The sequence below is a fragment of the Virgisporangium aurantiacum genome (assembly GCF_016863635.1).
In the GTDB taxonomy this organism is placed as follows: domain Bacteria; phylum Actinomycetota; class Actinomycetes; order Mycobacteriales; family Micromonosporaceae; genus Virgisporangium; species Virgisporangium aurantiacum.
Genome location: NZ_BOPG01000081.1, coordinates 52,059 through 78,864 on the forward strand (window position 1 = coordinate 52,059; position 26,806 = coordinate 78,864).

The 26,806-nt window shown below is 72.6% G+C and carries 23 protein-coding genes (1 of these 23 running past the window's edge); 10 read left to right on the top strand and 13 right to left on the bottom strand.

Features of this window, described 5'->3' with window-relative positions:
• The 3 genes in view from Vau01_RS50535 to Vau01_RS50545 are tightly spaced (at most 11 nt apart) and all read left to right on the top strand, a layout consistent with a single transcriptional unit that may run on beyond the window.
• Positions 1–4,407, top strand: partial view of a C2 family cysteine protease gene (locus tag Vau01_RS50535; RefSeq protein WP_204008376.1) — the 3' end only. It extends 41,673 nt beyond the left edge of the window; only the last 4,407 of its 46,080 coding nucleotides appear in the window; its start codon lies beyond the left edge, outside the window; the stop codon is at positions 4,405–4,407.
• A gap of 11 nt (positions 4,408–4,418) precedes the next feature.
• The gene (locus Vau01_RS50540; RefSeq protein WP_204008378.1) at positions 4,419–4,997 is read left to right on the top strand and encodes a hypothetical protein; all 579 of its coding nucleotides are present in this window, start codon (positions 4,419–4,421) and stop codon (positions 4,995–4,997) included.
• Complete coding sequence (locus tag Vau01_RS50545; protein WP_204008380.1) at positions 4,994–6,262, top strand: DUF6406 domain-containing protein; 1,269 nt, start codon at positions 4,994–4,996, stop codon at positions 6,260–6,262. The genes Vau01_RS50540 and Vau01_RS50545 overlap by 4 nt, the downstream gene beginning before the upstream one ends.
• Here Vau01_RS50545 and Vau01_RS50550 read toward each other — a convergent pair.
• Positions 6,224–6,850 carry a hypothetical protein gene (locus Vau01_RS50550; protein ID WP_204008382.1) on the bottom strand — a complete coding sequence of 209 codons (627 nt, stop codon included), beginning with the start codon at positions 6,848–6,850 and terminating at the stop codon, positions 6,224–6,226. The two genes, Vau01_RS50545 and Vau01_RS50550, sit on opposite strands and share 39 nt — an antisense overlap.
• The gene (locus tag Vau01_RS50555) at positions 6,847–7,470 is read right to left on the bottom strand and encodes a hypothetical protein (RefSeq protein WP_204008384.1); all 624 of its coding nucleotides are present in this window, start codon (positions 7,468–7,470) and stop codon (positions 6,847–6,849) included. Before Vau01_RS50555 ends, Vau01_RS50550 begins: the two co-directional genes overlap by 4 nt.
• Positions 7,471–7,541: 71 nt before the next feature.
• Here Vau01_RS50555 and Vau01_RS50560 point away from each other — a divergent pair, with 71 nt between their 5' ends.
• The gene (locus tag Vau01_RS50560; protein WP_204008386.1) at positions 7,542–8,120 is read left to right on the top strand and encodes a hypothetical protein; all 579 of its coding nucleotides are present in this window, start codon (positions 7,542–7,544) and stop codon (positions 8,118–8,120) included.
• A gap of 1 nt (position 8,121) precedes the next feature.
• Here Vau01_RS50560 and Vau01_RS50565 read toward each other — a convergent pair whose 3' ends face one another.
• A complete protein-coding gene (locus Vau01_RS50565; RefSeq protein WP_204008388.1) occupies positions 8,122–8,658 on the bottom strand; it encodes a hypothetical protein in 537 nt (178 codons plus the stop codon).
• Positions 8,659–8,721: 63 nt separating this feature from the next.
• Here Vau01_RS50565 and Vau01_RS50570 point away from each other — a divergent pair, with 63 nt between their 5' ends.
• The 3 genes from Vau01_RS50570 to Vau01_RS50580 are packed head-to-tail and all read left to right on the top strand — an operon-like array spanning position 8,722 to position 10,528.
• Positions 8,722–9,279, top strand: coding sequence for a hypothetical protein (locus tag Vau01_RS50570; RefSeq protein WP_204008390.1), 558 nt, complete (start codon positions 8,722–8,724; stop codon positions 9,277–9,279).
• Positions 9,276–9,968, top strand: coding sequence for a hypothetical protein (locus tag Vau01_RS50575; protein WP_204008392.1), 693 nt, complete (start codon positions 9,276–9,278; stop codon positions 9,966–9,968). The genes Vau01_RS50570 and Vau01_RS50575 overlap by 4 nt, the downstream gene beginning before the upstream one ends.
• A complete protein-coding gene (locus Vau01_RS50580; protein ID WP_204008394.1) occupies positions 9,965–10,528 on the top strand; it encodes a hypothetical protein in 564 nt (187 codons plus the stop codon). Before Vau01_RS50575 ends, Vau01_RS50580 begins: the two co-directional genes overlap by 4 nt.
• Here Vau01_RS50580 and Vau01_RS50585 read toward each other — a convergent pair.
• The 3 genes from Vau01_RS50585 to Vau01_RS50595 all read right to left on the bottom strand — a co-directional run bounded on the left by Vau01_RS50585 (position 10,498) and on the right by Vau01_RS50595 (position 12,366).
• Positions 10,498–11,118: a hypothetical protein gene (locus Vau01_RS50585; RefSeq protein ID WP_204008396.1), complete on the bottom strand. Its 621-nt coding sequence runs from the start codon at positions 11,116–11,118 to the stop codon at positions 10,498–10,500. The two genes, Vau01_RS50580 and Vau01_RS50585, sit on opposite strands and share 31 nt — an antisense overlap.
• A complete protein-coding gene (locus Vau01_RS50590; protein ID WP_204008398.1) occupies positions 11,115–11,729 on the bottom strand; it encodes a hypothetical protein in 615 nt (204 codons plus the stop codon). Before Vau01_RS50590 ends, Vau01_RS50585 begins: the two co-directional genes overlap by 4 nt.
• 70 nt (positions 11,730–11,799) lie before the next feature.
• Complete coding sequence (locus Vau01_RS50595; protein WP_204008400.1) at positions 11,800–12,366, bottom strand: hypothetical protein; 567 nt, start codon at positions 12,364–12,366, stop codon at positions 11,800–11,802.
• Positions 12,367–12,410: 44 nt separating this feature from the next.
• Between Vau01_RS50595 and Vau01_RS50600 the strand changes: the two genes are divergently transcribed.
• Together Vau01_RS50600 and Vau01_RS50605 are read left to right on the top strand one after the other, a co-directional pair.
• Entirely contained in the window at positions 12,411–12,875 is a 465-nt protein-coding gene (locus tag Vau01_RS50600; RefSeq protein ID WP_204008402.1) for a hypothetical protein, read from the top strand.
• A gap of 26 nt (positions 12,876–12,901) precedes the next feature.
• On the top strand, positions 12,902–14,155 hold the full coding sequence (locus tag Vau01_RS50605; protein ID WP_204008404.1) for a S8 family serine peptidase: 1,254 nt from the start codon (positions 12,902–12,904) through the stop codon (positions 14,153–14,155).
• 91 nt (positions 14,156–14,246) lie between these two features.
• Here Vau01_RS50605 and Vau01_RS50610 read toward each other — a convergent pair whose 3' ends face one another.
• From Vau01_RS50610 to eccD, 4 genes are all read right to left on the bottom strand, one after another.
• Positions 14,247–14,552, bottom strand: a complete 306-nt coding sequence (locus tag Vau01_RS50610) for a hypothetical protein (protein WP_204008406.1) — start codon at positions 14,550–14,552, stop codon at positions 14,247–14,249.
• Positions 14,553–14,583: 31 nt separating this feature from the next.
• Positions 14,584–14,925, bottom strand: a complete 342-nt coding sequence (locus Vau01_RS50615; protein ID WP_204008408.1) for a WXG100 family type VII secretion target — start codon at positions 14,923–14,925, stop codon at positions 14,584–14,586.
• Positions 14,926–15,114: 189 nt separating this feature from the next.
• Positions 15,115–16,527: a type VII secretion protein EccB gene (eccB, locus tag Vau01_RS50620; protein WP_204008410.1), complete on the bottom strand. Its 1,413-nt coding sequence runs from the start codon at positions 16,525–16,527 to the stop codon at positions 15,115–15,117.
• 3 nt (positions 16,528–16,530) lie between these two features.
• Positions 16,531–17,934: a type VII secretion integral membrane protein EccD gene (eccD, locus tag Vau01_RS50625; RefSeq protein ID WP_204008412.1), complete on the bottom strand. Its 1,404-nt coding sequence runs from the start codon at positions 17,932–17,934 to the stop codon at positions 16,531–16,533.
• Positions 17,935–18,134: 200 nt separating this feature from the next.
• On the opposite strand from eccD, the gene eccCa reads away from it, so the two are divergent.
• A complete protein-coding gene (gene eccCa / locus Vau01_RS50630) occupies positions 18,135–22,115 on the top strand; it encodes a type VII secretion protein EccCa (RefSeq protein ID WP_204008414.1) in 3,981 nt (1,326 codons plus the stop codon).
• A 23-nt stretch (positions 22,116–22,138) separates the two neighbouring features.
• Here the strand turns inward: eccCa and Vau01_RS50635 are convergent, their stop codons facing one another.
• From Vau01_RS50635 to Vau01_RS50645, 3 genes are read right to left on the bottom strand one after another with little or no spacing between them, the layout of a single operon-like run.
• Positions 22,139–23,815: a right-handed parallel beta-helix repeat-containing protein gene (locus Vau01_RS50635; protein ID WP_204008416.1), complete on the bottom strand. Its 1,677-nt coding sequence runs from the start codon at positions 23,813–23,815 to the stop codon at positions 22,139–22,141.
• A gap of 40 nt (positions 23,816–23,855) precedes the next feature.
• Positions 23,856–26,192 (bottom strand): WD40 repeat domain-containing protein, encoded by a 2,337-nt coding sequence (locus Vau01_RS50640; RefSeq protein WP_204008418.1) that lies wholly within the window; start codon positions 26,190–26,192, stop codon positions 23,856–23,858.
• Positions 26,182–26,781 carry a hypothetical protein gene (locus tag Vau01_RS50645; RefSeq protein WP_204008420.1) on the bottom strand — a complete coding sequence of 200 codons (600 nt, stop codon included), beginning with the start codon at positions 26,779–26,781 and terminating at the stop codon, positions 26,182–26,184. The genes Vau01_RS50640 and Vau01_RS50645 overlap by 11 nt, the downstream gene beginning before the upstream one ends.
• Positions 26,782–26,806 lie beyond the last annotated feature (25 nt).

Consider the following 26,806-nt stretch of genomic DNA (forward strand, 5'->3'; position numbering starts at 1 on the left):
CCGGTCAACGGCGCGGGCGGGTTCGCCTACGCCCGGCCGGGCAACAACGCCGCGTGGGGCCCGATCCTCGAGAAGGCCTTCATCGGAACCTCCCAGCTGTGGGACCGGATCCGGCGCAGCGAATGGCAGGCGAGGCACCGCGCCTCCCGCCTCAGGCACCGCCAGGCATGGGAGGAGGCGGAGCGGAAGAAGGGCGTCACCCCCACCGCCGAGCCGCTGCCCGACAAGATGGTCGCGCCCGCCGGCGGGTACGCGACGATCGGCAGCGGCGGCCTGGGTGTGGAGCAGGCAGAGCTGCTGACCGCCCTCACCGGGATCACGGCCCGCACGTCGCCGCTCACCTTCCAGCAGGCCGGGCCCACCCAGATCCCGGACGCGATCCGCGAACTGCTCGCCGCGGGCAGCCCGGTGACCGTGTCCACCCGGTCCAAGGCGTCCTACCAGAACCGGACGTTGAACGGTGCCCCGATCGGCGATCCGTTGCCGTACGGGCTCATGGCCGGTCACGCGTACGAGATCGTCGCGATCGACGACGAGGGCAAGGTCACGCTCCGCAACCCGTGGGGCTTCATGCACCCGAAGTCCCCGATCCCGTGGGACGAGGCGCTCGTCCTCCTGCAAAACGAGTTCGTCCACCTCGACCTGCCGATCAAGACGCCGCTGACGGGTCCCCCGACGCCGGCGGCCACGCCCGTGACGGCGCCCGCCGGGCCGGCGTCACGGGTCACCGCGCCGCACCTGGACCCCGACGGCCTGAAGCGGCTCAACGACCTGGGCGCGGCGTTCCGGGCGCTGCCGCAGACCGGCTGGCCGTGGGTGCGGACGCTGTTCACGGCGGTCGAGGTCATGGAGCGCCTGGGCATCAACGGCACCGACCCGCGCGCGGTCGGGTTCCGGAAGGAACTCCGCGACCGTGGCCTGCTGGCGCCGGCGACCTGGGCCATGCTCGACGCGCTGGAGTGGACCAACCGGTCGGACCCGTACGTGTTCTCGGTGGCGCACCGGGCGCTGTCGATGCACGGCTTCACGAGCGGCGCGGACCGGCTCGCCCGGCACGCCACGGCCCTGCTCGCCATCGCCGACGGGCTGGCCGACGGCATCCGGGGGGCGGTGCTCGCCGACGGCTTCCTGCGGAGCCTCACGCCGTCCGCCGCCGCGCGACTGGCCACCGACGAGCCCGACCTGTACGGCCGGCTCACCGCCCTGCTGCCCGCGCTCGGCATGCCGCCGCACCCGGACGACATCCGGGCGGAGATCGGCTCCTACGCCACCGCCGACCGCGCCGGCCGGCTCCTCCTGCGCCGGTCCCTCGCCGACCTGCTGGACTGGTACGAGGCGTACCGGACCAGGCAGGCGACGGAGAAGGAGCCCGACGCCGACGTCGTGCCGGCCGACATCGGACGGTTCCTCGACGCGCTGCGGCTGCCCGCGATCACCGACGCCGACGTCCGGCGGGTGCTCGCCACGCCGGTCCCGTCGGACCGGCCGAACCTGCTCGCCCGCGCCGCCGACTACCGGCGCGTGTTCGGCACCGGACCAGCCGGCACCGGCATTGATGCGGAGCACGTGCGTGAGCGGCTGCGCGCGGCGGCGGTCGACGGCGAGTTCCGCGCGACGGTCCTGCCACGGCTGCCGGAAAGCGCCGGCCGCGTCATCCGGCTGTCGCACGTGGCGATCACCCGGATCGGGTTCGTCGACAAGGCGCTCGCGCACCGCGTCCACCAGCACGGGGTGTACGTCGACCTGAACGGGGTGATCGACCTCGCCCCGTACGCGGTGTCCGGTTGGCCGCGGGTGGAACTGGGCCCTGTCTCCGGTGACTTCGACCTGTCGACGTCGGCGGGCCGGGCGGCACAGGTGTGGGAGGACGGCCGGCGGGCCGAGGCGACGTACGCGGAGGTCGCCCGCGGGGCGGCGGCCGCGTTGCTGTCCGGGAACGTGCCCTACCACGTGGGCGACGGCCGCTCGATGCGCCTCGTTCCGGCGGTGCTGGTGAACGCGTTCCGGGCGATCGGTGGACCCGAGGCGCCGGAGCCCGTCGGCATCCGGGGACCGGTGCGGCGGCCGCGGCTTCCGGCCGTCGACGGCGACCCGGTGCGGCTCACGGTCCACCGGCCGCCGGTCGCGCCGAACGACGAGTTCGACGCCACCTACGGCTATCCGCTGAACCGGTCCGGGCGCCGGATGCCGCTCGGTACGGAGACGGCCGGCCGGACCGACCTGGCCCAGGGCGTCCTCTCGGACTGCGGTGACATCTCGACGATCCGGTCCGTCGCCGGCACGCGGCCCGACGACATCCGGTGGGTGATCACCGGGAACGCCGACGGCACGTACACCGTCCGGCTGCACGGGACCGAGGTGCGCGGGAACCGGGTGGTTCCGACCGCCGTGATGTTCGAGTTCGTCGTGACCCCGGACCTCCCGGTCGACGAGCACGGCACCGTCCTCTACGGCCGGCCGCACAACAACGCCGCGTGGGGTCCGATCCTGGAGAAGAGCCTCACCGGGTTCGGTCAGCTCTGGGACCGGAAGCAGCGCGCCGCCTGGAACCGGACCTGGCGTGAGCACCGGGCGCGGATGCGCGCCGAGTACCTGCGTGACGCGCGCCTGCGCGGCCAGAAGCCCGACGTCGGGCCGCTTCCCGACCGGACGACGGCGCCACCGACCGGATACGCCGAGATCGGTTCGGGGAACAGCGCCATCGAACGGGCCCGGTTGCTGACCGCGCTGACCGGGGTACCGGCGCGCGTGTCGTACCTGAACATCCTCGGTGTCACACCGCGGCACGTCGAACAGACGATCCGCGACCTGCTCGCCGCCGGCAGCCCGGTGACGGTCACCACGAGGGCCGCCGGTACGCGCACCGCACCGCCCTACGGCCTGATCTCCCGGCACGGCTACGAGATCGTCTCGATCGACGACGACGGGAACGTGGTGCTTGACAACCCGTGGGGGGAGCTGCATCCGACGTCGCCGATCCCGTTCGCCGAGCTGGTGAAGCTGCTCGATCCCGAGTTCGTGCACCTCGACGTGCTCGGGTCCGCCGCGATGCGCTGGTTGAACCTGGCACCGCGCCGCCCGTCTCCGCCGACCGAGGCGATCCGGTGGCCGGGCCGGCGGAGCGACCCGCCGCCGCCGGACGTCCTCACCGGCGACCCGGCCGACCGGTCCGCGAAGGGGCTCAGCCCGGCGGACGAATCCATTTTGGACGCGCTGCGGACGCTGGTCGCGGAGTTCCGGCGGATGGCCGAGGTGCCGGGCGCGCGTCGGTACGGTCATCCGGCCCGCGCCGAGCTGACCCGGTTCGGCGACCTGGTCGCGCGTCACCTCCGGGACATGGGGTTGGACCCCGCCACGAGCGACGCCGACGACCTGGAGTTCCGGCTCGGCCTGCTGGCTCCCGCCGACCGGAGCATGGTCGACAAGCTCCCGGCCGAACTCAACGCGCCCCCGGACCGGATCAACTCCCGCGAGGAGGTGCTCGCGCTCGCGGAGGAGCGGGGCAACCGGTGGATGCTGGAGTGGCTCGCGCCGCCCGGGTCACCCGCTCTGTTCGGGCCGTTCCACCGCACCGCGTACAAGAACCAGGACGGCGCGGTCATGCGGAAGATCCACGACTCCGGCGAGCTGTGGGGGCAGTTGGTGCGCGGCATGCCGGACCCGACGGTCGAGGCCCACCGCGGTCCGCTGCGCGAGGGCACGATCGGGTTCGAGTTCTACACCGACGACGTCCCGAACAGCGGCATGAGGACGGCGCCCGGCCTGGTGGCGTGGTCGGACCACTGGCGCAAGCTCACCATGCCGGCGGACGTCTACCGGTTGTTCCCGCCGCTGGAGATGCGCGAGGAGCCGCATCCGAGATACCCGGAGCTGGACACCACGATCGTCCACATCACGATCACCAGGATCACCCAGGACATGGACCCGCCCGCCGCGCCGCCACCGGTGCCGGCGCAGGCGGCGCGCCTGCTTGGCCACGCGTTCGGCGAGGAGCCGCCGCCGTACTGCGGCCCGGTCGACAACATCTTCCCGGACAGGCTCGAATCCGAGACGTTCGCCGCCCGCGCCGTCGGGGTGGAGCCGATCGAGGCCGGCACTCCGGCGTTCCGCGCCGCCGTCCGGGCCGGTGGAAAGTACATTTGGTCGGTGTCGGTGGACGGCAAGCTGCGCATCGCCGAGTTCATCCACATGGTCGTCACGCATCCGACCCTGAACAACGGGGAGGCGGTGCTCGGCGCCGGAATGGTGATGTTCGGTCGCGGCGGCATGGTCACCGAGATCAACAACCAGACCGGGCACTACACGCCGAGCTGCCCGTGCGGAACGGACCTCCAGGTGGGCGTCGACGCGTTCACGCTGGCCGGGGTGCCGGTGCCGATGCGCGCGATCAAGCAGTACGGGTACTGAGGGACATGCGGGTGACGGAGGAGCTGTACCGCGAACTGCGGGCGGTGGAACCGGCGCGGCGGTGGCTGTGGCTCAGCGACCGCGCACCGGGTGAGCTGCGCGGGCACTGGTGGCTGGCGTTCATCGAACGGGCCGAGTTCGACGCCAGCCCCGCGCACACCGCGTCACCGGAGGGCCTGCGCGACAGCGTCGACCTGGTGGTCGACCTGATCGACCTGGCCGAGCGCGACGGCATGCCGCGGCACTACGCCGCCGGCCGCCTGGCCATGCTGGCGTCGAGCCTGGCGCGGTCCGGGCAACCGGTCGAGGCCCCGCAGGTGGACCCCGATCGCGTCGCCCGGCGCATGCTGGCGACGTTCCGGCTCGACCCCGGGCAGGCGGTGGCCGTCGCGGCCCGGTTGCGCGCGGCGGGCGACAATGCGGGCGACAGTGCGGGCGATGACGCGGGCACCGACGACCCGGAGGCCGACGCGCTCGACGAGATCCGGTGGCTGCTGCCCGACCTGGAACTGCTCGCGCCGTACCTGACAGGTGCGGGCCCGATCGACGACGTCCGGCAGTGGCTCGACGAGTCGACGAGGCTCTCATGACGGAGGAGAACCCGGTGGAGACCGTCACGCTGCGCCCGTCGGCGCCCGCGTTCAGCAGCGACGGCGCGGTGGCGTTCGGCGTGCAGAGCATGCAGCACGCGCCGCCGCGGATGCTGCTCATGGCCCATGTCGGCGGCGCCGACCTCGAACCGCGGTGGCTGGGGCTCGGCGACACCGTCGAGTTCGGCGACACGACCTGGCGGTTCGAGGACGTCCGGTTCGCCAACCCCGACCTGTGGGAGGCCACCGTGCGGTCGGTGCCGCCCGGTGCCGCGCCGTTCACGCCGCCGCCGCTCACCGGCGACCGGGACTGGACGACGGTGGACCTGCGGCCGTCCGGGCCGGTCGACGCGGCCGCCGTCGCCGCGGCGGAGCGGCGGCTGGGACGGGACCTGCCGCCCGTCTACCGGCGCTGGCTGGCCGAGAACAACGGCGCCACCCCGCCGGAACCGGTGCACGTGCCCGGGTTCCGGTTCCAGCTGTCGCCCGTGCGTCCGCTGCTCGGCGTCCACCCCGACGAGCCGCACGTCGACCTCGGCCTCGGCCCGCGCCGCGCACCGGCCTGGCTCATCCGCGACCACGTCGTGATCGCCGTCGCGACCGGCGGGCTGCTCGCCGTCCGCGCGGATCTTCCCGGCCTCGACGAGATCGTCTTCCTCGACGAGATCGCGACCGACCGCGAACCCGAACAGGTCGACGTCGTGGCGCCGGACATCTACTCGTTCTGCGCGTACCTCCAGCCGGCGCCGCCCGTGGCGCCCGCCCGGCTCGGCGAGCTCGAACCGGAGCCCGCACCGGTGCGGCCGCCCGACCTCCTCGACCTGGTCGGCCGGGCACTGGACTTCGCCGCGGCGGCCCGGGCGACGATGTGCGCGGAGTTCGACGTCCGCTTCATCTCCGAGGTGGCGATGCTGGCCCGGATGGGGCGGTTGGCCCGGCGCGGTGAGTGCGCGGGCGGGCTGCGCTACGACATCCACGGCAACGGCTACGACGTGTTCGCCCCCGACGACACGCCGCTGACCCTGCAGGGGAAGGGCTACGCGCCCGCCGACCGGCCGGCCGGGCCCGCCGACGGGCTGCTCGACGTCGTCGACGTGTACGCGCTGCGCGACTTCCTGGCCGACCGCACCGGCATCCGGTTCGGCGTCGAGGAGCTCACCGCGGCGTGCGAGGAGCACGTCCGGCGGGGTGCGCTGCGGCCGGCCGGCAACGGCGGGGTGTACGAGCTACCGCCGGTCCCAGGCCGCGTCGAGGAACAGCAGTGAGTGGTTGATCAGACCCTGCACCGCGTGCAGGGCCGGGAGGAGGCACCGCTCCGGGTCGCCGGCGCCGGTCGCGGCGCCCAGGTCGGTGCGGGCGAACGCCTCGACGGCCAGCCACAGGTTGTCGAAGTGCCCGCCCCACAGCCAGAACCAGTACTCCACCTCGTCGGCGTAGTGGAACACCGTGGTCGGCCGGCCCAGCGCGTACGTGCCGGCCGGGATGTCCGGTCCGACGTCACCGATCGCGGTCGCCAGCGGCATCGGCCGGTGCGCCCGGGCGAACTCGACCGCACCGGCGCCGGTCGGCGGCACCCGGCACAGCAGCCCGTCGGCGGCGAGGCGGGCGGCGCGCGCACCCGCGTCCGGTATGCGGTCGCTGATCAGGTTGCGCCGGTAGCCGGCGTAGGTCAGCGGCGTCTCGTCGACCGGACCGTGCGCGCGCATCCACACGGCGTAGTCGTAGTTGGTCCGCAGCCCGAACACCTGGTAGCCGACGCAGACCTCGTAGTACTCGAACGTCTCGCCGGTGGCGGGGAAGAACGGGCCCAGGTCGTGGCCCACGGGAAAGATCAGCAGATCCTCGTCCCTCATGCTCCTCCTCCCCGGGCCACGTCGAGATACGCCAGTTGGAGCCCGAGCATGACGTGCAGGCCGCGCAGCGCGCCGGTGAGCAGGTCGCGGGCGTCGAGGGTGCGGCCGGCGCCCTGCTCGTCGGCCACCATCCGCCGGCAGCCGTCCCAGAGCGACGGTTCGAGGTGGCTCTGCCGCCACAGCCGCCACTGGTGCCAGGTGAACGTGGCCACCTGGTCGGGTGGGAAGCCGGCCAGGAACCGGCTGGGGTCGTCCGACCTGTTTCCCATGCCGTGCGCCCGGGGCACCAGCCGGTGGGTGCGCGCGAAGTCGACCGCCTCGGGGTCGTCGGGATCGATCTCCGCGACGAGCTTCAGGCCCAGCAGCTGCCCGTACGCCTTCGCCTCCTCGACCGGCGCCAGGCTCCGCCGGTTGCCGAGCACCGCCGCCCGCGTCCACGCGGTGGTGGCCAGCGTCTCGAGCTGCCCGTGCGCGTCGAGCCACAGCGTGCCCGGGTCGGACTCGACCGTCCACACCGCGTCGCCGCGCCGGATGCTGAACCGGACGTCGCCGGGACCGTCGCCGCGGACCATGCCGCCGAACTGCCCGACCGGGAACACCAACCGCTGCTCGTCGACCATCGTCGGGCATCGTATCGGCCGACGCCGCCGTAGGCTGGTGACCGGTGCGCGTCACACGGAACGGGGAATCGATGGTCAGCACGGAAACCCTGGTGGAACTCGCCGGCCTGGTGCTCCCTCCCGACGAGGAGATCACCTGGGCCAAGGCGTTTCCCGACGGACCGTCCGTGTCGGTGCGCACGCCCGAACGCATCCTGTTCGTGGAGGTCGTCCGGGGCTGGCTGCGGATCTCCGAGGCGCCCGGGGTGGCCGGCATCGTCACGGTCACCCGGGAAGACGAGGACCATTCCGGGTCGGTTCCGCAGCGGGTGTTCCTCCTGCTCGACGACGAGACGCCGATCGACCTCGACGATCCGCCCGCGCTGGCCGAACTCGGCCGGGCGCTGCGGCACGGCGGGCTGGATCCGCTGGCGTACGCCGAGATCCTGATCACGCGGCACTGGCCGGCTCCGGGTCCGCGCGAGGTGATCGTCGATTCGCCGGCCTGGCCCTCGCCGCGCACCTGGGAAGACGAGCAGGGCGACTTCTGGCTGTCGTTCTACGCGGCGCGCCAGGATCCCGATGCCACCGATCCGGACGTCACGTTGTGGTCGGTCCGGGTGCCCCTCGACGGCCCGGTCACCTGGTTGCGGAGGCCAGCGGCTTCGTGAGTTACGGAAGGTCCGGCGGGGTGCGGTACGGCGCGGCCGCCTGCTCGCGGAGCGCAGCGGCGATGGCCGACAACCGGCCGCGGCTGTACCGGGCCGGCATGCGCTGGTACGCCTCGCGTCCGATGAGGCTGTGGAAGGCGTGCGGCGGGATGTCGTCGGCGTCGGCCGGCACGAACTTGAGCGCCTCCTCGACAGCGGCGGCGGCGAACGCCAGGTCGCTCTTTGACGGGCCGCCGTCGCGGCCGGTAGCGACATCGGCCACGGTCATCCACTCGCCGGGATCGAGCAGTTCCGACGGCTCCGGGCCGCCGAAGTCGGCGGCGCCGAGCCGCAACTCCGGGTCGCGCGGCATCCGGAAGACGAACTCGCGCGGCGAGCCGCACTCCTGGCAGGTTCCGGTGTGGCGTTCGTACACTTCACCGTCTTGTAGCATGACCACACTCGTGCCCGAGAATCCGTTGCCACCGCAACTGGGACACGCCTTGATGTCCATGTACAGGTTGGCTTCGGCGGGCGTCCGGGCAAGTGGCGCGATCACATCAGCCAGGATAACGGCGGCGCGGCGGCGCGTGCCGTCGAGCGACCCGGAGGTGGGGAACCCGTGCTGGTAGCGCGTGCGATGGCCGAGTGTCACATGTACATGGATCTGCATCCGTGCGAACGGTGCGGCGAGCCCTACTTCCCGTGGACCGTGCACGAGGCGGCCGAGCGCGACGGGCAGCGCATCTCGTCGTACGAGGGCGACTGCCCGGCCTGCGGTACGCGGCGGCGGTTCGAGTTCGTCGTCCTCGACCCGAACCTGCCGCCGCCGGCTCTCGGCGGCCCGGAACCGTCCACGATCATCGATCCGGGCGAGTTCTACGAGCTGGGCGAGTCGGCCGCGGAGGCGACGAAGCTGCCGGGCGGCGCGTCGCCGGAGCAGGTCGGCGACGCGTGGGACGCGGCCGGTGACGCCGCCGCCACCACCGAGGAGATCCTGAAGTTCCTGCCGCCGGGCGCGGCGGCCGTGCCGGTGGAGGCGTTCACGTCCGAGCGCGGGCGCGCGGTCCGCACCGCCGATCCGTCCCGGTTCGGCCGGGAGCGGTTGGAGCTGACGCTCGCGGAGCGCCGCCGGGTGCTGGTCGAGCTGACCCGTCTGGTCGAACAGTACGAGTCGTGACCGGGCGGCTCGTCTTTCCGGTTGGGCGCTACCTCGGGATGTTGCCGATCGACCGGCCGTCGGGTCCGACGCTGGAGCACGTCGTGCGGATCGGCGGTCGGCGGATGGAACTGTCCGCCGACGAGCATCTGGTGTGGGCGCTGGCGCACGGCGTGCCGGGCGCGCCCGACCTGGACCGGTGGGATCGCGCCGCGATGCGCGCCAACCTGCCGGACCGGTCCGCGGACACCGACGTCGACGGGATCGCCGACCGGCTGCTCGGCGTCGGCCTGCTGCGGGAGCTCGACGGGCCGGTGGAGGAGTTCGCCCGGTCGGTGCGGCTGCTGCCGCAGGCGGTCGGCCTCGGCAACGGCGGCGCCGACGGCCGCACGTTCTGGATCGGCTTCCCCGGATCACCGCTGGTGTCCCTCTCCTCGGAGATCTTCTACGTGTGGTCCTGGGCCGGCCTCGAACCGGACCTGTACGCGGCGTGTGTGCGGGCCACGACGGTCGGGCTGCCGCTCGGTGACCGCGACCCGCGCGTCCTGGTGGCCGCGGTCGTCGGCGACCTGCACGCGCTGCTGGCGCCGAACGTCGCCTGCCTCGACGCGACGCTGGCCCCGTCCGCGAGCCCGGCCGCAAGCCCGGTCGCCGGCCCGGCGGCAGGCCCGGGCGCCGACCCGGCCGCGAGCCCGGGCGGTGCCGCGTGACCACCGCGATCGTTCCGGTCGGGCACTACCTCGGGCTGGTGCACGACGACAGCGTCGGGCAGGCCCGGCACCGGGTGCGCGTGGGGCGCGGGTCGGAGCCGCTCGACTCGGCGGAGGAGGCGGCGGTCTGGTTCGCCGCGCACAGTTTCACCAACCTCGCCCAACCGGTGTTGTGGACCCGGGACCGGATCCTCGACGTGCTACCGGAGCCGCGGAACCTGGCGGCGTCGGCGGTCCCGATCCTGCTGCGCGACGGCCTGCTGGCCGAGGTCGACGACGCGTTCGCCGACCGGCACCGCGTGGTGCCGCTGACGTTCGGCATCGGCTGGCGCTACGGCGACGACGGGCTGGCGCTGGGCGTCGGCGAGCGGGCGGTGAGCGTCGACGAGACGGTCCTCGCGGTGTGGGAGCGCGGCACCGAGTTTCCGACGCTGCGGGAGGCCTGTGCCGACGCCGCACCGGAGGCGCCCGACGCCGCCCTGGCGGCGATGACCGCGGCGCTGCACCGGCTGCTCGCGGTGAGCGCCGCCTACGTCGACGTGGCCGCCACGTCGAGGTAGCCGCAGCCGTTCGCGATCAGCGTGTGGACCCGGTGCAGCAGCCCGGGTACGCCGTCGGCGTCGTCGCCGAGCAGCGGTGCGGTACCGGCCTGCAACTCGTCGAGGTCCCACAGGGTGTCGACGCGGGGCGCCCACTGCCACAGGTCGAACACCTGCGCGTCGACCACCGCGACCGGCTCCTCGCCGAACACGCCGATCCGGTACCGGTCGGGCCGGGCGGCCGTGGTGCCGAGGCCGGCCAACAGCGGCCGCAGCCGGTGGCTCCGGGCGAACGTGGCCGGATCGACGGCGTCGGGCCCCACCTCCACCAGCGCGCCGAGCGCCAGCAGCCCGTCGACGGCGTCGGCGAGGTCGGTGGTGCCGCGCCCGCCCGCGATGGCGGCCATGACCGCCCGGGTCCAGACCCGACCGGACACCGGTGACACCGCGTCGGGCAGACCGTGGGCCAGTCCCCAGGCCATGAACTCGGTCTCGGTGACGAGCTTGACCAGTTCGTCGCCGATGCGGATCCGGTGCGACTCCGCGGGCTCGTCGTGTCCCGGGACGAACGGCCCCAGGTAGTGCCCGACCGGAAACACCCAGGCCGTCATGACCGCTCCACCGGGTCGACGTACGCCGCCTGGGCGTTCAGGAGGCCGTGCAGCGTGCCGAGGAACCCGTCGAGGATCTCGCCCGGTCCGTCGGCCGGTGGCGCGGCGTCGGGTGCCTTCTCCAGGGCGGCGATCGTCTCGCAGGCGTGCCACAGGTCCTCGTCGAGGTGACCCCAGGTCCACAGCTCGAACACCAGGCGCGACACGCGGATCCGCTCCTGGCCGAGCAGCCCGATCGAGTACAGGCCCGGCTCGTCGGACGAGTTGCCCAGGCCGAGCATGGTCGGTACCACCCGGTGGGTGCGGGCGAAGGTGACGGCGTCGTCGGGCGGCACCTCGGCGAGCAGCCGCCGGGTGAGCAGCCCGTCGACGAGTTCGGCCGGCCGGGGCAGCCGCTGGGCGGCGAGGTGACGCAGCAGCGCCGGCTCGGTCCACGGTCCGTCGACGCCCTCGGGCGCCCCGTGCGCGAACATCCAGGTGACGAACTCCGCGTCGGTCAACTCGTGGATCTGCGCGCCGCGGCGGATCTCGTGGTGGTGCCCGTCGGCGTCACCCGGATCCTGGTACGTGCCGACCAGCAGCCCGACCGGGAAGACCAACGGGTCGGTCATGCCGTCGCTCCGCTGCGCTCCGCGACGCATGACCCAAACACTGAGTTGATGATTCGCTCGCTGCGCTCACTCATGCGTTGGCGTCCTGGAACCGGTCGGCGATGTTCCGGTAGGTGCGTTGCACCACCTGGAGGCGGGACAGCCGGAACCGCCCCGGTTCGTCGTCGTAGACGGCCCGGCCGCGGGGGCTCCACACGGCGTCGGCCGGCACCGTGTCGGCGCCCGGCGGCACGAACTTGGCCGCCTCGCCGACCGCGGCGGCGGCGGTGCGCAGCTCGAGCCGGATCTGCTGCCGGTCGGCCGGTGTCATCCCGTCCTCCGGCTCGGCCGGGGTGCTGCGGGCGATCAGGTCGGCGATCCACAGCCACTCGCCCGCGTCGATCAGCGTGGACGGGCTGTCGTCACCGAAGACCGGCTCCTCGGGATCGGGGATGATCACCTCGTCGGGCAGCCGGAAGACGAACTCGCGGTACACACCGCACCGCGGGCAGGTGCCGCTGTACCGGCTGGCCAGATCACCCTCGGCGAGGATGATGGTGTCGGTCGGCTCGAACTCGCGCTCTCCGCAGTTCTCACATGGATTGAGCTCCATGTACAGGTGTGCCTCGGCGTTCGTCCGCGCGAGTCGTAGCGGCATGCGTCGACCCTACCGGGTGGGCGTCGCGGTATTAGGCTTCGCCCGTGAAGTGGATCGCTGGGCGTCCCGGGATGGTCGAACACTGGGACGACGAGGAGTTCGACATCGACGACTGGCGCGTCGACATCCTGCCGAAGGCCGACGACGTGGTGCACACCGCGCGCGTGCTGCTCGGCGAGGCCGATCCCGACGCCCTCACCGAGTTCGACCGGCTGCACCAGGAGGGCTGGGCCGACGATCCGCCGCACTGGTCGGGCGACCGCCTGCGGGCGTTCAGCGAGGCCGCCGGCCGCATCCCCGACCTGGCCACCCGGCCCGGCGGCTACTGGGAGCTCAGCGACGAGACCGTCACCGAGCTGACGCCCAAGCTACCGTGGAGCAGCCGGTACGTTGAGAGCCCGGTGGCCGTGCGCCGGGAGTCCATCAAGGCGGAGTGGGTGAACGCGCGGCAGTTGCACGAGTTCCTCGCGCAGGCGGCGGCGGCAGGCAACGAGGTCATCGCGGAATAGGGCAAAAACGGGGGAACGGGGCAGGTGTGAGGAGAGGTCCGGCGGTACGGGCGTGGGCGGTCGCGGCTGTCGCGGCGGCCGGGCTGGTCGCTGTTCCGGCGGCGCCGGCGGTGGCCGCACCGAACTGCACCGACCCGGGCACGGCGTTCGCGCCGGTGCCGTGGCCGCAGCGGATGTTCAACGTCGAGCGGGTGTGGGCGTTGACCCGCGGCGCCAACGTGCGGGTCGCGGTGCTCGACTCCGGGGTCGACGCCGGCCACCCCCAGCTGGCCGGCCGCGTAGAGCCGGGCACCGACCTCATCGCGCCCGGCGGCAACGGCGCGTCCGACTGCGCCGGCCGGGGCACACAGACCGCCGGCATCATCGTCGCGCAGCCCCAACCCAACATCGGTTTCCACGGCATCGCGCCGCAGGCGACCGTGCTTCCGGTGCGGGTCAGCGACAACGAGACGAGCGGCCCCTCGGCGGGCGTCGCCGGGCTGGCGAACGGCATCCGGTTCGCGGTGACGCGCGGGGCCAAGGTGATCCTCGTTCCGATGGCGGCCTACCTGCCCAGCCCCGACCTGGCCGCCGCGGTCGCGACGGCGGTCGCCGCCGACGTCCTGATCGTCGCGGCGGTCGGCGAAGACGGCGGAACGAACGGCGGCAACCGCGTTCCGTACCCGGCCTCGCTGCCGGGCGTGATCGGCGTGGCCGCGATCGAGGAGAGCACCATGGCGACCAAGAACAGCGGTCGGGGGCCGTTCATCGACCTGGTCGCTCCCGGTGCCGCGGTGGTGAGCACCCAGCGCGGTGGCGGGCTGACGCTCGTCGACGGCTCGGCGTACGCGGCCGCGTTCGTGGCCGGCGCCGCCGCGCTGGTGCGCAGCTGGTGGCCGACGATGTCGATCGCCGAGGTGACGCAGCGGCTGACGGCCACCGCGGCGCCGGCACCCGGCGGGATCGACAGCACGGCCTACGGCAACGGCATCGTCAACCCGTACGGCGCGCTGGCCGACCAGCTGACCGACGCGGAGCCGGGTGTGCTGCCGGGGTTCGACCGCGACGACGCCAGCGACGTCGCCCGGGAGCGGTCCTGGTCGTCGAGCGGGAACCTCGCCCGGCTGCTCGCCGGAATCGGGGTGCTGGTCGCGCTCGCGCTGGTGGGGCTGGGAGCGGCCGTGCCGCGCGGGCGGCGGCGCCGGTGGCGGCCCCGGATCACCCGGCAACCGGTGCAGCGGGTCGAGGACGAGGAGCCGTCTCCGCCGGTCCGCCTGTTCGCCGACCGCGAGACCACCTGACGGAACCGGGCCTCGACAAACACTGGCCCCGCCTGCCGGACCGGCGGGCGGGGCGTGTGGTGTGCTTGTCGCTGAGCTGTTGTGGCGCCCGTCAGGCGTTGAACAGGCTCTGCAGGCTGGAGTCTTCCTTGTTGAGGTCGGTGCTGGCGTTGTGCACGGCCAGCTGCAGCCGGTCAAGCGTGCCGCTGTACTCCACGCACTTGCCGTTCCACGCCGTGGACGCGGTGTTGAACGCACCCGCGGCCAGACCGGCGAAGTTCCTGTCTTGCAGGAGGACCTTGAACTCGGCTTCGACGTCTTGTGCGAGCTGGGTGTCGATGCTGTTCACGAGCCGCTTGAGCTCCGCACACATGGCTTCGATCTGTGAGTGCTCGTACGCGAGATCGCCGTCGGACATGTGATTCCCTCGATGTCGTAGTCGGTCGGGATCAGGTGAGACCCGAGGTGACGCCGCCGCCGCCCGAAGGGCTCGCGCCGGCGTTGGCGACCGCCGAAGCGTTCGCTTCGTCGGTGCCGAACAGCTTCGTTGCCGCGGTGCGGGTACCGGCACTCAGCTCCTCGAGCTTCTGGAGGACGAACTTGTCCATGTCCTCGGAGAAGTCACCGAGCACTCGCCGGAAGGTGGTTCCGGCTGCTCCGGTGAACGACGACGCCTGGGCAAACATGTTGCCCACGGTCGTGTTGACCTGCTTCCGGATGTCGGCTGCCGCGGTATCGGCCGCGTTGGCGGCCTTGTTGACTGCGGCTGCGGTTACGGCGGTAGGCGCCAAGGAGGAACACCCCGTTTCGTCAGACGAGCCCCCGTGCTCGGAGTGTGTTCCAACCCCTTCACGAGGGCTTCCACGGCATCGATGCGACAGACACCGATCTTCCGGATCCACGGTAACCGCTCGGCGCAAGCCTGACCAGCCGGAACCGACGAACGGTCGGTGCGTAGTCGGCGTGTACCCGCGCCGTGGTCACCCGCCGGCGGGCCGGACCCGCTGGTCGACGGGCGTGCGGGCGGCCTGCTGGTCGAGCGTGGGACCGTACGGGATCCGGCTGACCAGGCTGGCCGGCATCGCCACGAAACGCGTCGGCGGATAGCCGAGCGCCGTGATGACCTCGGGGCTGGCGATCGGGTACCGGATGCCGATGTCGGTGACGATGCCCGGCGCGCCGACGCTGGCCGAGCCGGACGGGACGGCCATCACCAGCGCCGCCTTGCCCGGCGGCACGTAGACGCGGTCCGCGAGCGGGGCGCCCGTCGGCGTCGCGCCCGCGGTGGGGTTGCCCGCCAGCAGTTGCGGGGCACCGCGCACGACCGCGATCGTCGGCGTCGACTTCGCGTTGGGGAACTGGGCGCAGGCGGCGTCGATGGCCGCGGCGGTGACGAGCTTCGGCGGACGGGCCGGCGGCGCCTCGTCGCCGGTGGGCACCGTGAGCTGGCCGCTCTTCGGCGCGCTGTTGGCCTCGAAGACGGTGATGGACTTCGGCTCGGTGCCGACCTGGCCGGCGTAGATGGCCTTCTGCAGCTCGGTGATCGCCGCCAGGCCGTCCTTCATGACGATGTAGAACTGCTGCTCGGTGCCGGTCTGCGCGACGATCAGCTCGCCGACCTTGCGCCCGGTGATGTTGGACTGCTGGCCGGCGTCGGCCACCGGGATCGGCGTGATCGGTGAACCGATGGGCAGGCCGCTGATCCAGCCCGCGGAGGCGAGCGTCGGCGCGGTCTGCGCACCGAACAACGACACGACCGTCTTGTCGTGGTCGCGGATCTCGAACCGGTGGCCGTGCGCGACCAGGTGGATGGTGTTGCTGGCCGGATCGCGCACCAGCAGGCCCTCGTCGTCGCCCAGCTTGCGACCGGACAGCGAGGTGCCGAGGATCAGCGACGTGGAGGTGGCGGCCCGGCCGGCGACGTCGAGGCCGGGGACGGCGCACAGCGTCCACGGGCCGCCGACGGTGTTCTTGGCGTCGGGGAGCGACGACGGTGCGTTCGGGATGCCGAGCATGGTGCCGCGCTTGACCTTCGAGAGGGTCCGCCGCGACTCCCGGAACACCTTGTTCGGCACCTCCGCGGCCAGGATCGCCGAGGTGTAGTTGACCATCGGGTACAGCACGTTGTCCTTGTAGACGAACGGCGCACCGGTCTCCTTCTCCATCACCACCGCGCCCTGCACCTGCCACTTGCCGCTGCCGATCTTCGTGATCAGGCCGAACACGGCGAAGCCGGCGGTGAGGATGATCGCGATCATCGCGCCGCCGAAGATGGCGCCGACGCCGCGGCGCAGCGGCGACTGCGGCGGATCGGTCTCGCGCATGACGAACGCCGACAGCACCCGCTGGACGAGGAACTGGTACGACTGGAACTGGTCCCGACGCGTGGCCACGACTCACACCACCCCGGCAAAGATCCCCTGCAGGTACTGGTACAGCCCGACCACCCCGCAGGCGAGTGGCAGCAACGCCATGATGGCCATCACGTCGAGAATGTCGCTGATGCGGCCCAGGCGGGGCGACGGCGACCGGCGGCTGAAGACGAGGCCGGCGGCCAGCACGAAGCCGGCGATGACACCGGTGATCACCATCCAGCTGATCATGCGGCTGGTGGGGGACTCGTCGTCGACGTAGGCCCACGCCAGCACGCCGGCCGTGGCGATGCCGCTGACGAGCATCGGCAGCCGCTGGCGCGGGGTGGGGAAGAGGCGGGCCCGCAGCAGGATCGCGGTGGTCGCGACGATCGCGAGCAGCACGCCCCACCGCGACGGCTCGGCCAGAACGATCAGCGTGCAGATGAGCGTGGCCACCGAGGCGGCCAGGAGCAGCCCGTTGAGCAACTGGTGGGCGCGGCTGGCGGCGGCGAACACGGCCGACCGGCGCGGCGTCGGCCGGTCTTCGAGCATCTCCTCGGCCCGCTCGGGCAGCTCGGGCATCGGGATCCGGCCCAGCCACGCCGACAACAGCGGGTATCCGGGCAGGCCACCGATCGCGATCGTGAGCGAGACGGCGGCGGCTCCCTGCGGGTCCATGCCGGCCAGGCACAGCAGCGCGGAGACGGTGGCGAGGATGCCGCCGGCGAGCGCGGCCGCGAAGATCTGGGCGTAGGCGGCGACGCCGACGTAGCCGAGCACGCCGACGAGGATGACGGCGACGGCGCCGAGCAGCACCTGCGCGGCGCCGAAGTCGGCCGGCAGCCGGTCGTCGGGGCCCGCGACGAGGAACCCGCCGATGGCGGCCCAGCCGACGGCGCAGCCGGCGACGACGGCTCCGGCGCCGGAGTCACCGGTGGCGCGGGCGAGCACGACACCGATCGCGACGAGGACCGCGGCGAACCCGAGCGCGATGCCGCCGGGCACGGCCCACGGCTCGCGGGCCATGGCGACCGGGAGCAGCGCGAGGTTCAGGATGAACGCGACGAGCACGAGCGCGAAGCGCCGGGTGGCCGGCCGTCCCCATGACCGTTCCGCGCGGCGCGAGCCGCTGGCGATGATCTCGACGACGTCGTCGTAGGCGAGCTCGGGCCACTCGGTGCGGCGCGGGACGAGATGCAGCACCTCGCCGTCGCGCACGGCCTGCATCGCGAGGCTGCGCTTGGGATCGAGCATGGATCCGGTGGACCGGCGCAGCGCCCAGCCGCCGTGCTGCGGACCCTCGTCGGCCATGCCTTCACCGGCGTGCCGCAACAGGTGGGGGAGCAGTTCGCCGAGGGCCACCGTTTCCGGCAGAGCGACGTCGATACGACGCTGCGGGGTGGCGACCGTGACCCGGGCCAGCCCTACACCTACGGAGGCCGTCATGCAGTGCCTCCTCCTCCCCCGGACGGACGCGGCCAACATAGCATGGGCCCCCACCAACGGCCCGGACCTGCGAGCCCAGCCGTAGCGCCGACCGTCGATGCGGTCGGGAACCGACGTGTGCGTCTATGATTGCCGGCGATAGTGCCGGCCCCGGTCGTCGCCAGGTGGGCCGTCGGCGGGCTCGTCGATGCGGGGGACCTGTGGCAACGATAATCATCAAGCGACCGCTCCGACGGGCGGCGCCCGTGGTGCCGTCCGGTGAGGTCATCCTCGACCCACCGCCGGAGAACCCACCGCCGACCAACCGGCGCTGGTCGCAGATGCTCATGATCCTGCCCATGATCGCCGGTACGGCGGCCATGGGTCTGATGATGGGTGTCGGCGCCCGCGGTCCGCTCGCGTACATCGCCGGCGGCATGTACGGCGCCTCCATCCTCGGCATGGTCGCGGTGCAGTTCGCGACGCAGACCTCCGGGCCCAACAAGGCCGAGATGATCGAGGCGCGCCGCCAGTACATGCGCACGCTGAGTCACCTGCGGGTGCAGGTGGTCAAGACGATCACCCAGCAGCGCGAGGCGTTGTTCTACCGGCACCCGGATCCGGAGGGTCTGTGGTCGGCCGTCGGCGGTGCCCGGCTGTGGGAGCGCCGGCGCGACGACGGTGACTTCGGTGTGGTCCGCATCGGGCTCGGGCCGCAGGAGATCGCGACGCCGCTGATCCCGCCGCAGACCCGCCCGGTCGACGAACTCGAACCACTGTGCGCGATGGCGTTGCGGCGGTTCGTCACCACCTACTCGATCGTGCCCGACCTGCCGGTCGCGGTCGCCCTGCGCGACTTCGCCCGCATCTACGTGCGCGGGTCCGACGAGCCGTCGCGGAGCCTGGTCCGGTCGATCGTCGCCCAGTACGCGGCGTTCCACGCACCCGACGACGCGATCGTCGGGTTCTGCGTGTCGGAGGCCGAGCGCCCGTTCTGGGAGTGGGCGAAGTGGTTGCCGCAGGCGCTGCACGCCCAGAAGCACGACGGCGTGGGCCCGATGCGGCTGGTGGCACCGGGGGTCGCGGCGCTGGAGGCGATGCTCGACGACACCCTCGTGAACCGGCCGCGGTTCAACGTCGGCGCCGGCCCCACCTCGTCCCCCCATATTCTTGTCGTGATCGACGGCGGAACCACCGTGGGTTCCGACCACCTCATGACCGAGGGCGGTGTCGACGGCGTCACGGTCATCGACCTGGCGAACCCGCCGCCGCGGCTGCTCGACGACGCCACGGTGGTGCTGGAGGTGGCCGACGACGGCGCGCTGACCGCCATCACCATGGACGGCACCACCAGCATCGGCAAGGCCGACGTCTGCGACCCCGAGGACATCGAGGTGCTGGCGCGGGAACTGTCGCCGCTGCGGTTGTCCGGCAACGACGTCGAACCGGTCGCCGGCGACCACTTCGTCAGCGGCGAGATCGGCCTGGCCGACCTGCTCGAACTGGGCGACCCGTACGAGTTCGACGTCAACCGGTTGTGGAGCAACCGGCCCAACCGCGACCGGTTGCGGATCCCGATCGGGGTCGGCACCGACGGTCGGCCGATCGAGCTCGACCTGAAGGAGTCGGCGCAGGAGGGCATGGGTCCGCACGGGCTGCTCGTCGGCGCCACCGGTTCCGGCAAGAGCGAACTGCTGCGCACGCTGGTGATCTCGCTGGCGATCACCCACCACCCGGAGAACCTCAACTTCGTCCTGGTCGACTTCAAGGGTGGCGCGACGTTCGCCACGCTCGACCGGTTGCCGCACACCAGCGCGGTCATCACGAACCTCAGCGAGGAGCTCGCGCTGGTCGACCGCATGCTCGGCGCGATCTCCGGCGAGCTGACCCGGCGGCAGGAGCTGCTGCGCCGGGCCGGCAACTACGCGTCACAGCGAGACTACGAGCGGGCCCGGGTGGCCGGCGTCCCGCTCGCCCCGCTGCCCAGCCTGCTGATCATCTGTGACGAGTTCAGCGAGCTGCTCACCGCCCGGCCCGACTTCATCGACATGTTCGTGCAGATCGGTCGGGTGGGCCGGTCGCTCGGCATCCACCTGCTGCTCGCGTCGCAGCGGCTCGACGAGGGCCGGCTGCGCGGTCTCGACTCGCACCTGTCCTACCGGCTGGGCCTGCGGACGTTCTCGTCGATGGAGAGCCGGGCCGTGCTCGGCGTCCCCGACGCGTTCGAACTGCCCCGCTCGCCCGGCAACGGCCTGATGAAGGTCGACACCACCGAGCTGATCCGGTTCCGGGCCGCGTACGTGTCGGGCGTCTACCGCAAGTGGGACGACACCAACGTCGGGTCGCTGCGCCGCAACCCGCAGCCGGTGCGGGCGTACACGAGCCAGTACGTGGCGCCGCCGGTCGACGAGAACCCGACGCCGCAGCAGGAACAGTCCGAGGATGACGACGACGTGCGCGGCGAGACGCTGCTCGACGTGCTCGTGGCGCGGCTGGAGGGCAAGGGCGTGCCGGCCCACCAGGTGTGGCTGCCGCCGCTGTCCGAGCCGCCGACGCTCGACCAGATGCTGCCGCCGCTGGTGCGGCACAGCCAGCGCGGTCTCACCGTGTCGGCGCCCGAGATGGTCGGTTCCCTCACCGCGATCGGCGGCGTGGTCGACAAGCCGTTCGAGCAGCGACGCGACCTGCTGGTGCTCGACCTGGCCGGCGCGGGCGGCAACACGGCCGTGGTGGGCGGGCCGCGCAGCGGCAAGAGCAACCTGCTCCGCACGCTGATCGCCAGCCTCGCGCTCACGCACACGCCGCAGGAGGTGCAGTTCTTCGCCCTCGACTTCGGCGGCGGCGGTCTCAACGCGATGCGTGACCTGCCCCATGTGGGCACCGTGGCCACCCGCAACGACATCGGTGTCGTGCGCCGCACGGTCGCCGAGGCCCGCACGATCATGCGGATGCGCGAGCGGCGGTTCGCCACCGAGGGCATCGACAGCATCGCCACCTACCGCCAGCGCAAGCGCGACGGCGACTTCGGCGACGACCCGTTCGGCGACCTGTTCCTCGTCATCGACGGCTGGCTGACGATCCGCAACGACTTCGACGACCTCGAACCGGCGATCACCGAACTGGCCAGTTCCGGGCTGGGCTTCGGCATCCACCTCATCGTCGCCTGCAACCGGTGGATGGACTTCCGGCCGGCGATCCGCGACATGTTCGGCACCAAGCTGGAGATGCGGCTCGGTGACTCCACCGACTCGATGATCAACCGGCGCGAGGCGCTGAACGTGCCCGAGGGCACCCCCGGCCGCGGCCTGATCCCCGGCCCGTTGCACTTCCTCGCCGGCCTGCCGCGACTCGACGGCCAGCAGGACCCGACGCACACCGCCGAGGGCATGACCAAGCTGGTGCAGGCGGTCCGCAACGACTGGACCGGCCAGGACGCGCCGTCGGTGCGGCTGCTGCCCGATCTGCTGCCGTACGAGGCGATCGCGCCGGCCCGCGCGCCGTCGCGCAACGCCATCCCGATCGGCATCGCCGAGAGCGACCTGCAGCCGGTCTTCCTCGACTTCGACGCGGAGCCGCACTGCCTGCTGCTCGGCGACGTCGAGGCGGGCAAGAGCAGCTTCCTCCGCAGCCTGGCGCGCGGCATCGTCGAGCGGTACACGCCCGAGCAGGCCAAGATCATGATCATCGACCACCGGCGCAGCCTGCTCGGTCTCATCAACACCCCGCACCTGATCGGGTACGGCACCGCCGGTCCCACGAGCACCGCGCTGATCGCCGAGGCCGCACAGGTGATGGAGAAGCGCCTGCCCGGCCCCGACGTCACGCCCGAGCAGCTGCGCAACCGCAGCTGGTACAAGGGTTCCGACCTCTACCTGCTGGTCGACGACTACGACCTGGTGGCGACGCAGACGAGCAACCCGCTGCTGCCGATGCTCGAATACTTCGCCCAGGGCCGCGACATCGGCCTGCACGTCATCATCACCCGCCGGGTCGGCGGCGCCGGGCGGGCGATGTTCGACCCCGTCATCTCGCGGATCCGCGACCTGGCGTCGCCGGGCATCCTGATGTCCGGCCCGCCCGACGAGGGTCCGCTGATCGGCAACATCAAGCCGTCGATCATGCCGGCCGGCCGCGGGTGGCTGATCACCCGCCGCAGCGGCGCCGGCCTGGTCCAGCTGGCCTACACCCCGCCGGCCCAGTAACGCGTCCACCGGACCGGCAGGCGTCAGCGGGCGGCGGCCAGGAGGTCGTCGAGGACCAGGGAGCGGAGTTCGTCGCGGCTGGGCACCCGCCCGAGCGCCCGCAGGCGTCCCGATTGGGCCTTGCGCATGCCCTCCAGCAACCGGCGGGCCTCGCGCGCGTTGCCGAAGCTCTCGCCCCGTTCGATCTGCACGAACCACTCGTGCAGGCCGACGTCGACGCCCGGCGCGAGCTCGTAGTCGTCGAGCTTCGCGATGCGCTGGGCGATGAGCACCAGCTCGTCGGGCGTGTAGTTCTCGAACTCGAACGTCTTCGCGAACCGCGACGCCAGACCGGCGTTGGCGTCGAGGAAGTCCATCATCTCGCCCGTGTACCCGGCGACGATCACCGCGATCGCGTCGCGGTGGTCCTCCATCAGCTTGACGATCGAGTCGATCGCCTCCTGGCCGAAGTCGTTGCCGATGCCGCTGTGCCGCGACAGCGCGTACGCCTCGTCGATGAACAGCACCCCGCCCAGCGCGTCTTCGAAGGCCGTGGTGGTCTTCTCGGCGGTGTGCCCGATGTACTGGCCGACCAGGTCGCGCCGCGTGACCTCCTTGAACTTGCCCTTCGGCAGGATGCCCAGCGCCTTCAGCAGCTGGCCGTAGATGCGTGCCACGGTGGTCTTACCGGTGCCCGGCGCGCCGGTGAAGATCAGGTGGTGGCTGACCGCGCCCACCGACAGGCCGGCGCTGCGCCGCCACTCGTTGACCTGGATCTCGTCGATCAGCGCCCGGACCTCGGCCTTCACCCCGGCGAGGCCGATCATCGAGTCGAGCTCGCCGAGCAGCCGCTCGACCCGGTCCTCGTCCTGCTGGGTGGCGCCCTCGATCGCGTTGATGCCGACGCGGCTGGCGTGCACGCCGTCACCGGCCTCGATCACCGTGACGGTCGCGCCCTCGTCGATGACCGTGCCCGGCGAGGCCACGTGCTCGATCCGGCACCCCTCGATCGACCCCCGGCAGCCGCGCTCGAAGCGGATGCCGACCCCCTGCGTCTCGTGCACCCAGCACGACAGGATCGTCGGCGCGCTCTGCGACGCCACCGCGATGCCGGCGTCGCCGGTGCGGGTCACCTCGCAGCGCTCCAGTTTCGGCTTCGCCGCGTGGTAGACGTAGATCCCCCGGTAGCCGCAGTTGGCGATGGTGCAGTTACGGATCGTCGGGTTCGAGCCGACCCGGACGATCAGGCCGTCGTCGGAGATGTTGGTGATCTCGCACTTGTCGAGCATGCCGCCGGCGTCTTCGAACACCACACCGAACTGGCCGGAGGTCACCTTGACGTCGGTGGCGGTGAGCGCCGCACCCTGCGTGGCCGAGATCGCGGCGCCGTACCCGCCGCCCACCTCGCACTTCAGCATCTTCACCTGCGCGGCGACCACCTGGAGCGCGGTCGCGTCGGCCGAGCGGATCCGCAGCCCGCGCAGCGTGACCTCGCCGCCGCGGCACACGACCGTCGGGTCGTTGGAGTTGCGGACGCCGATGGTGACCGTGCCCGCGTCGACCGCCACCAGCGTGATCTTGCGATTGTCGAGCCGCAACGGTTCCGCGTAGTCACCCGCCGCGATCGAGACGACGTCGCCGTCGCTCGCGGCCTCCAGCGCGTCCCGGATCGTCGGGTATGCACCGGGTTGGGTGGTGGAGACGTTCAGGGTGCGCGTCATGTTCGTCAAGGCTCCGCCGGGTCAGGGGTGGTCGACCACCCTATCCTCGCTCATCCGGGCGAGACGGGTCGACGACGCGGGCGGGCTCGACGACCGCTGGTTCGATCACGGCTGGTTCGATCACCGCGACGCCGCTTGCGCCGATCGCCCACAACTCGCCCGCGACGGTGAGCGTCACCGACAGCACCGGCCACGGCGGCGGCGTCACCGGCACCGGTTCGCCGCCCGGCCGGGTCCAGCACCGGACGCCGACCCCGGCCCCGGCGGCCACCACCACCGGCGCACCCCGCCACGCACCGACCGCGACGCTCGTCACCAGGCCGGGAACCCGGGCGGTGGCCATCCGCAACGCGCCGGCGTCGGCCGTGAACATCCGCACGGAGTCGTCAAGACCACCGGTGACGACCACCGCGTCGCCGATCGCCAGCGCGTACACGGTGGACGTCGGCGTCGCGATCCGCCACCGCGGCCGGCCGGTGTCGATGTCCCACATCCGCAGCGTGCGGTCGTAGCCGCCCGACGCGACCACCGCGTGCCCGCCGACCGTACCCAGCGCCACCACCGTGACCAGGTCGGTGTGCCCGGCCGTGTGCCGGTCGAGGCACAGCACCGGCCACCCGGTGCGGGCCGACCAGACCCGTACCGTGCCGTCGGCGCCGCCGGAGACGACCACCGGTTCGGCCCGCGGCCCGGCCGTTCCGACGGCCAGCGACAGCACCTGGTCGGTGTGCGGGGTGAGCACGCGCAGCAACCCGGCCGTCTTCGGGTCGTGGACGCGCACCGAACCATTCAGCGTGCCGCACACGAACACGCTGAGCCGGCCGTCCCGGCCGAACTCCACCGAGGTCACCGGATCGTCGGAGGACCGGTCGGCGCCGACGAGCGTGCCGTCGACGGCGTTCCACACACGGAACGTGCCGTCCTGGTGGCCGGCGGCGACGAGCGTGGTTCCGGGCAGCAGCGCGGTCGCCACGCACAGGACGGCACCGGCGTCCCCGGCGGCGTCCCCAGTCGCCAACGCCAGCACCTCCGCGCCGGTGTCGGCGGCCCAGATCCGCACGACGCCGTCGGCGCCGCCGGTGGCCCACCGCTGCGAGTCGCCGGTCCGCGCGTCGGCGAGACCGGACGGCCAGTCGTCGCCGGCCGGCCACTGCGCGAGCGGCTCGCGCGTCGTCGCGTCCCAGGTGCGCACGGTGCCGTCGAGGCCGCACGAGCCGAGCACCAGTTGCTCGCCGATGAGCCCGAACGCCAGCCCGGTGACGGTCGCACCGTGGCCGGGCAGGTCCGGTTCGGGCTTGCCTTCGAGGCCGGTGCGCAGCCGGATCACCCCGTCGGTGCCGGCGGACGCGATCAGGAAGTCGTCGTCGGCGCCGATCAGCGCGAGCGCGGTGACCGGCCCCTCGGGCCCGGACCACACCTCGATCTCCGCGGGGTCGAACAGCGACCGGCGCGCGATCCGCCCGTCCTCCGTCCCGACGACGAGCATCTGGTAGGTCGGCGTGCCCGCCCAGCCCAGCGCCGTGATCCCGGCCGACGAACCGGGCCAGTTCAGCACCGGCCGGTCCGGCTGCAGACCGCGCTGCAGCAGCCCGCCGGCGAGGTCGCCCGACCACACCTGGAGGTGGGCGTCGTCGACGGTGGTGGTGATCGCGGTCACCGGCGCCGGATGCCGGGTCTGCCGGGCCAGCAGCGTGCCGGTGGGCGTCCACAACCGGATGACGCCGTCGTCGCCGCCGGTCACGACCACCGGCTGCGGCTCGCCGGGCAGGCCGATCTCACCGAACGCGACGGCGCGCGGCGGTGCGCCGGTCGACGGCAGCGTGGTCACCGGCGCGCCGTCCGGGACGCCGACCACCGCGACGGTGCCGTCGACGCGCACCGTGCCGCCGACGTGCCGCAGCCCCAGCGTGCCGAACGCGGCCACCTCCATCGGGGTCGGCTCCTCGCCGCCGCCGGCCGTGACCCCGTACACGATCCGGGGCAGCGTGCCGTCGCCCCGGATCGCGCCGTTGCTCACCTGGTGCGCGAGCGAGTCGAGGACGCGCAACGCGTCGGTGAGGCCGAGCGCTTCGCCGTCGCCGCGCCGCATCCAGATCCCACCGGCCGGCTCGACGCCGCTGACCTCGAGTTCCTGGATCGGCCCCCGGGTGCCGGGGCGGGGCAGCTGCGGGAAACTGCTGCCGCGCAGCGCGCCGATCAGACGCGGCCAGACCACCGCGTCGACCCGGGCGGTCCACGACCGGTGGACGCCCCGGTGCCGGTGGCGCAGCGTCGCGCCGCCGTCGGCGAAGAGGGTCAGCTCGTACCGTCCGTGCGGTTGATCCGGGTCGAACTCGCTCCCCACCCGGTAGTCGACGCGGGCGGTGTCAGCCGGCATCGCTGTCCGTGGGTCCGGTGCCGTCGCCGTAGTAGTCCTTGACGAACCGCTCCAGGTTCTCCCACAACGCCGTCCGCTCGGCGAGCAGCGCGTCGCGGCCGAACCGGCCCGGTGCCGCCTCGAACGCCGCCCGGCCGGGCACGCTCCGGAAGAACCACTCCGGGACCACGTCGGCGTTGTCGGGCAGGAACTTCAGCACCTCGTCGACCGCCGACACCCGGGCGGACAACGTGTAGTGGACGACGCTGACGTCCTCGGCGCCGAACTCACCGTCGGAAAGCACCTCCTCGGCGCGCTGGCCGTACAGGTCCGACACGCTGAGCCACTCGCCCGGATCGAGGACCTCCGAGCGGGTGGCGCCCTCGCCGAACACCACGTCGTTGCGCGGCTGGGCCTGCTCGGGCATGGCCAGCGTGAACTCCCGCGGCCGCCCGCAGTTCTCGCAGGCACCGGTGAAGTACCGGGCCGGCTCCCCGTCGAGCGTCAGGGCCACGTCCTGCCACCGGACCTCGGTCTCGCCACATCCGCACGGCCGCAGCCGGATGTACAGAATGGCCTCGTTGTAGGTGCGCACATAGGGCAGCGCCATCGCCCCCACCGCTCGTCCCCCCTCG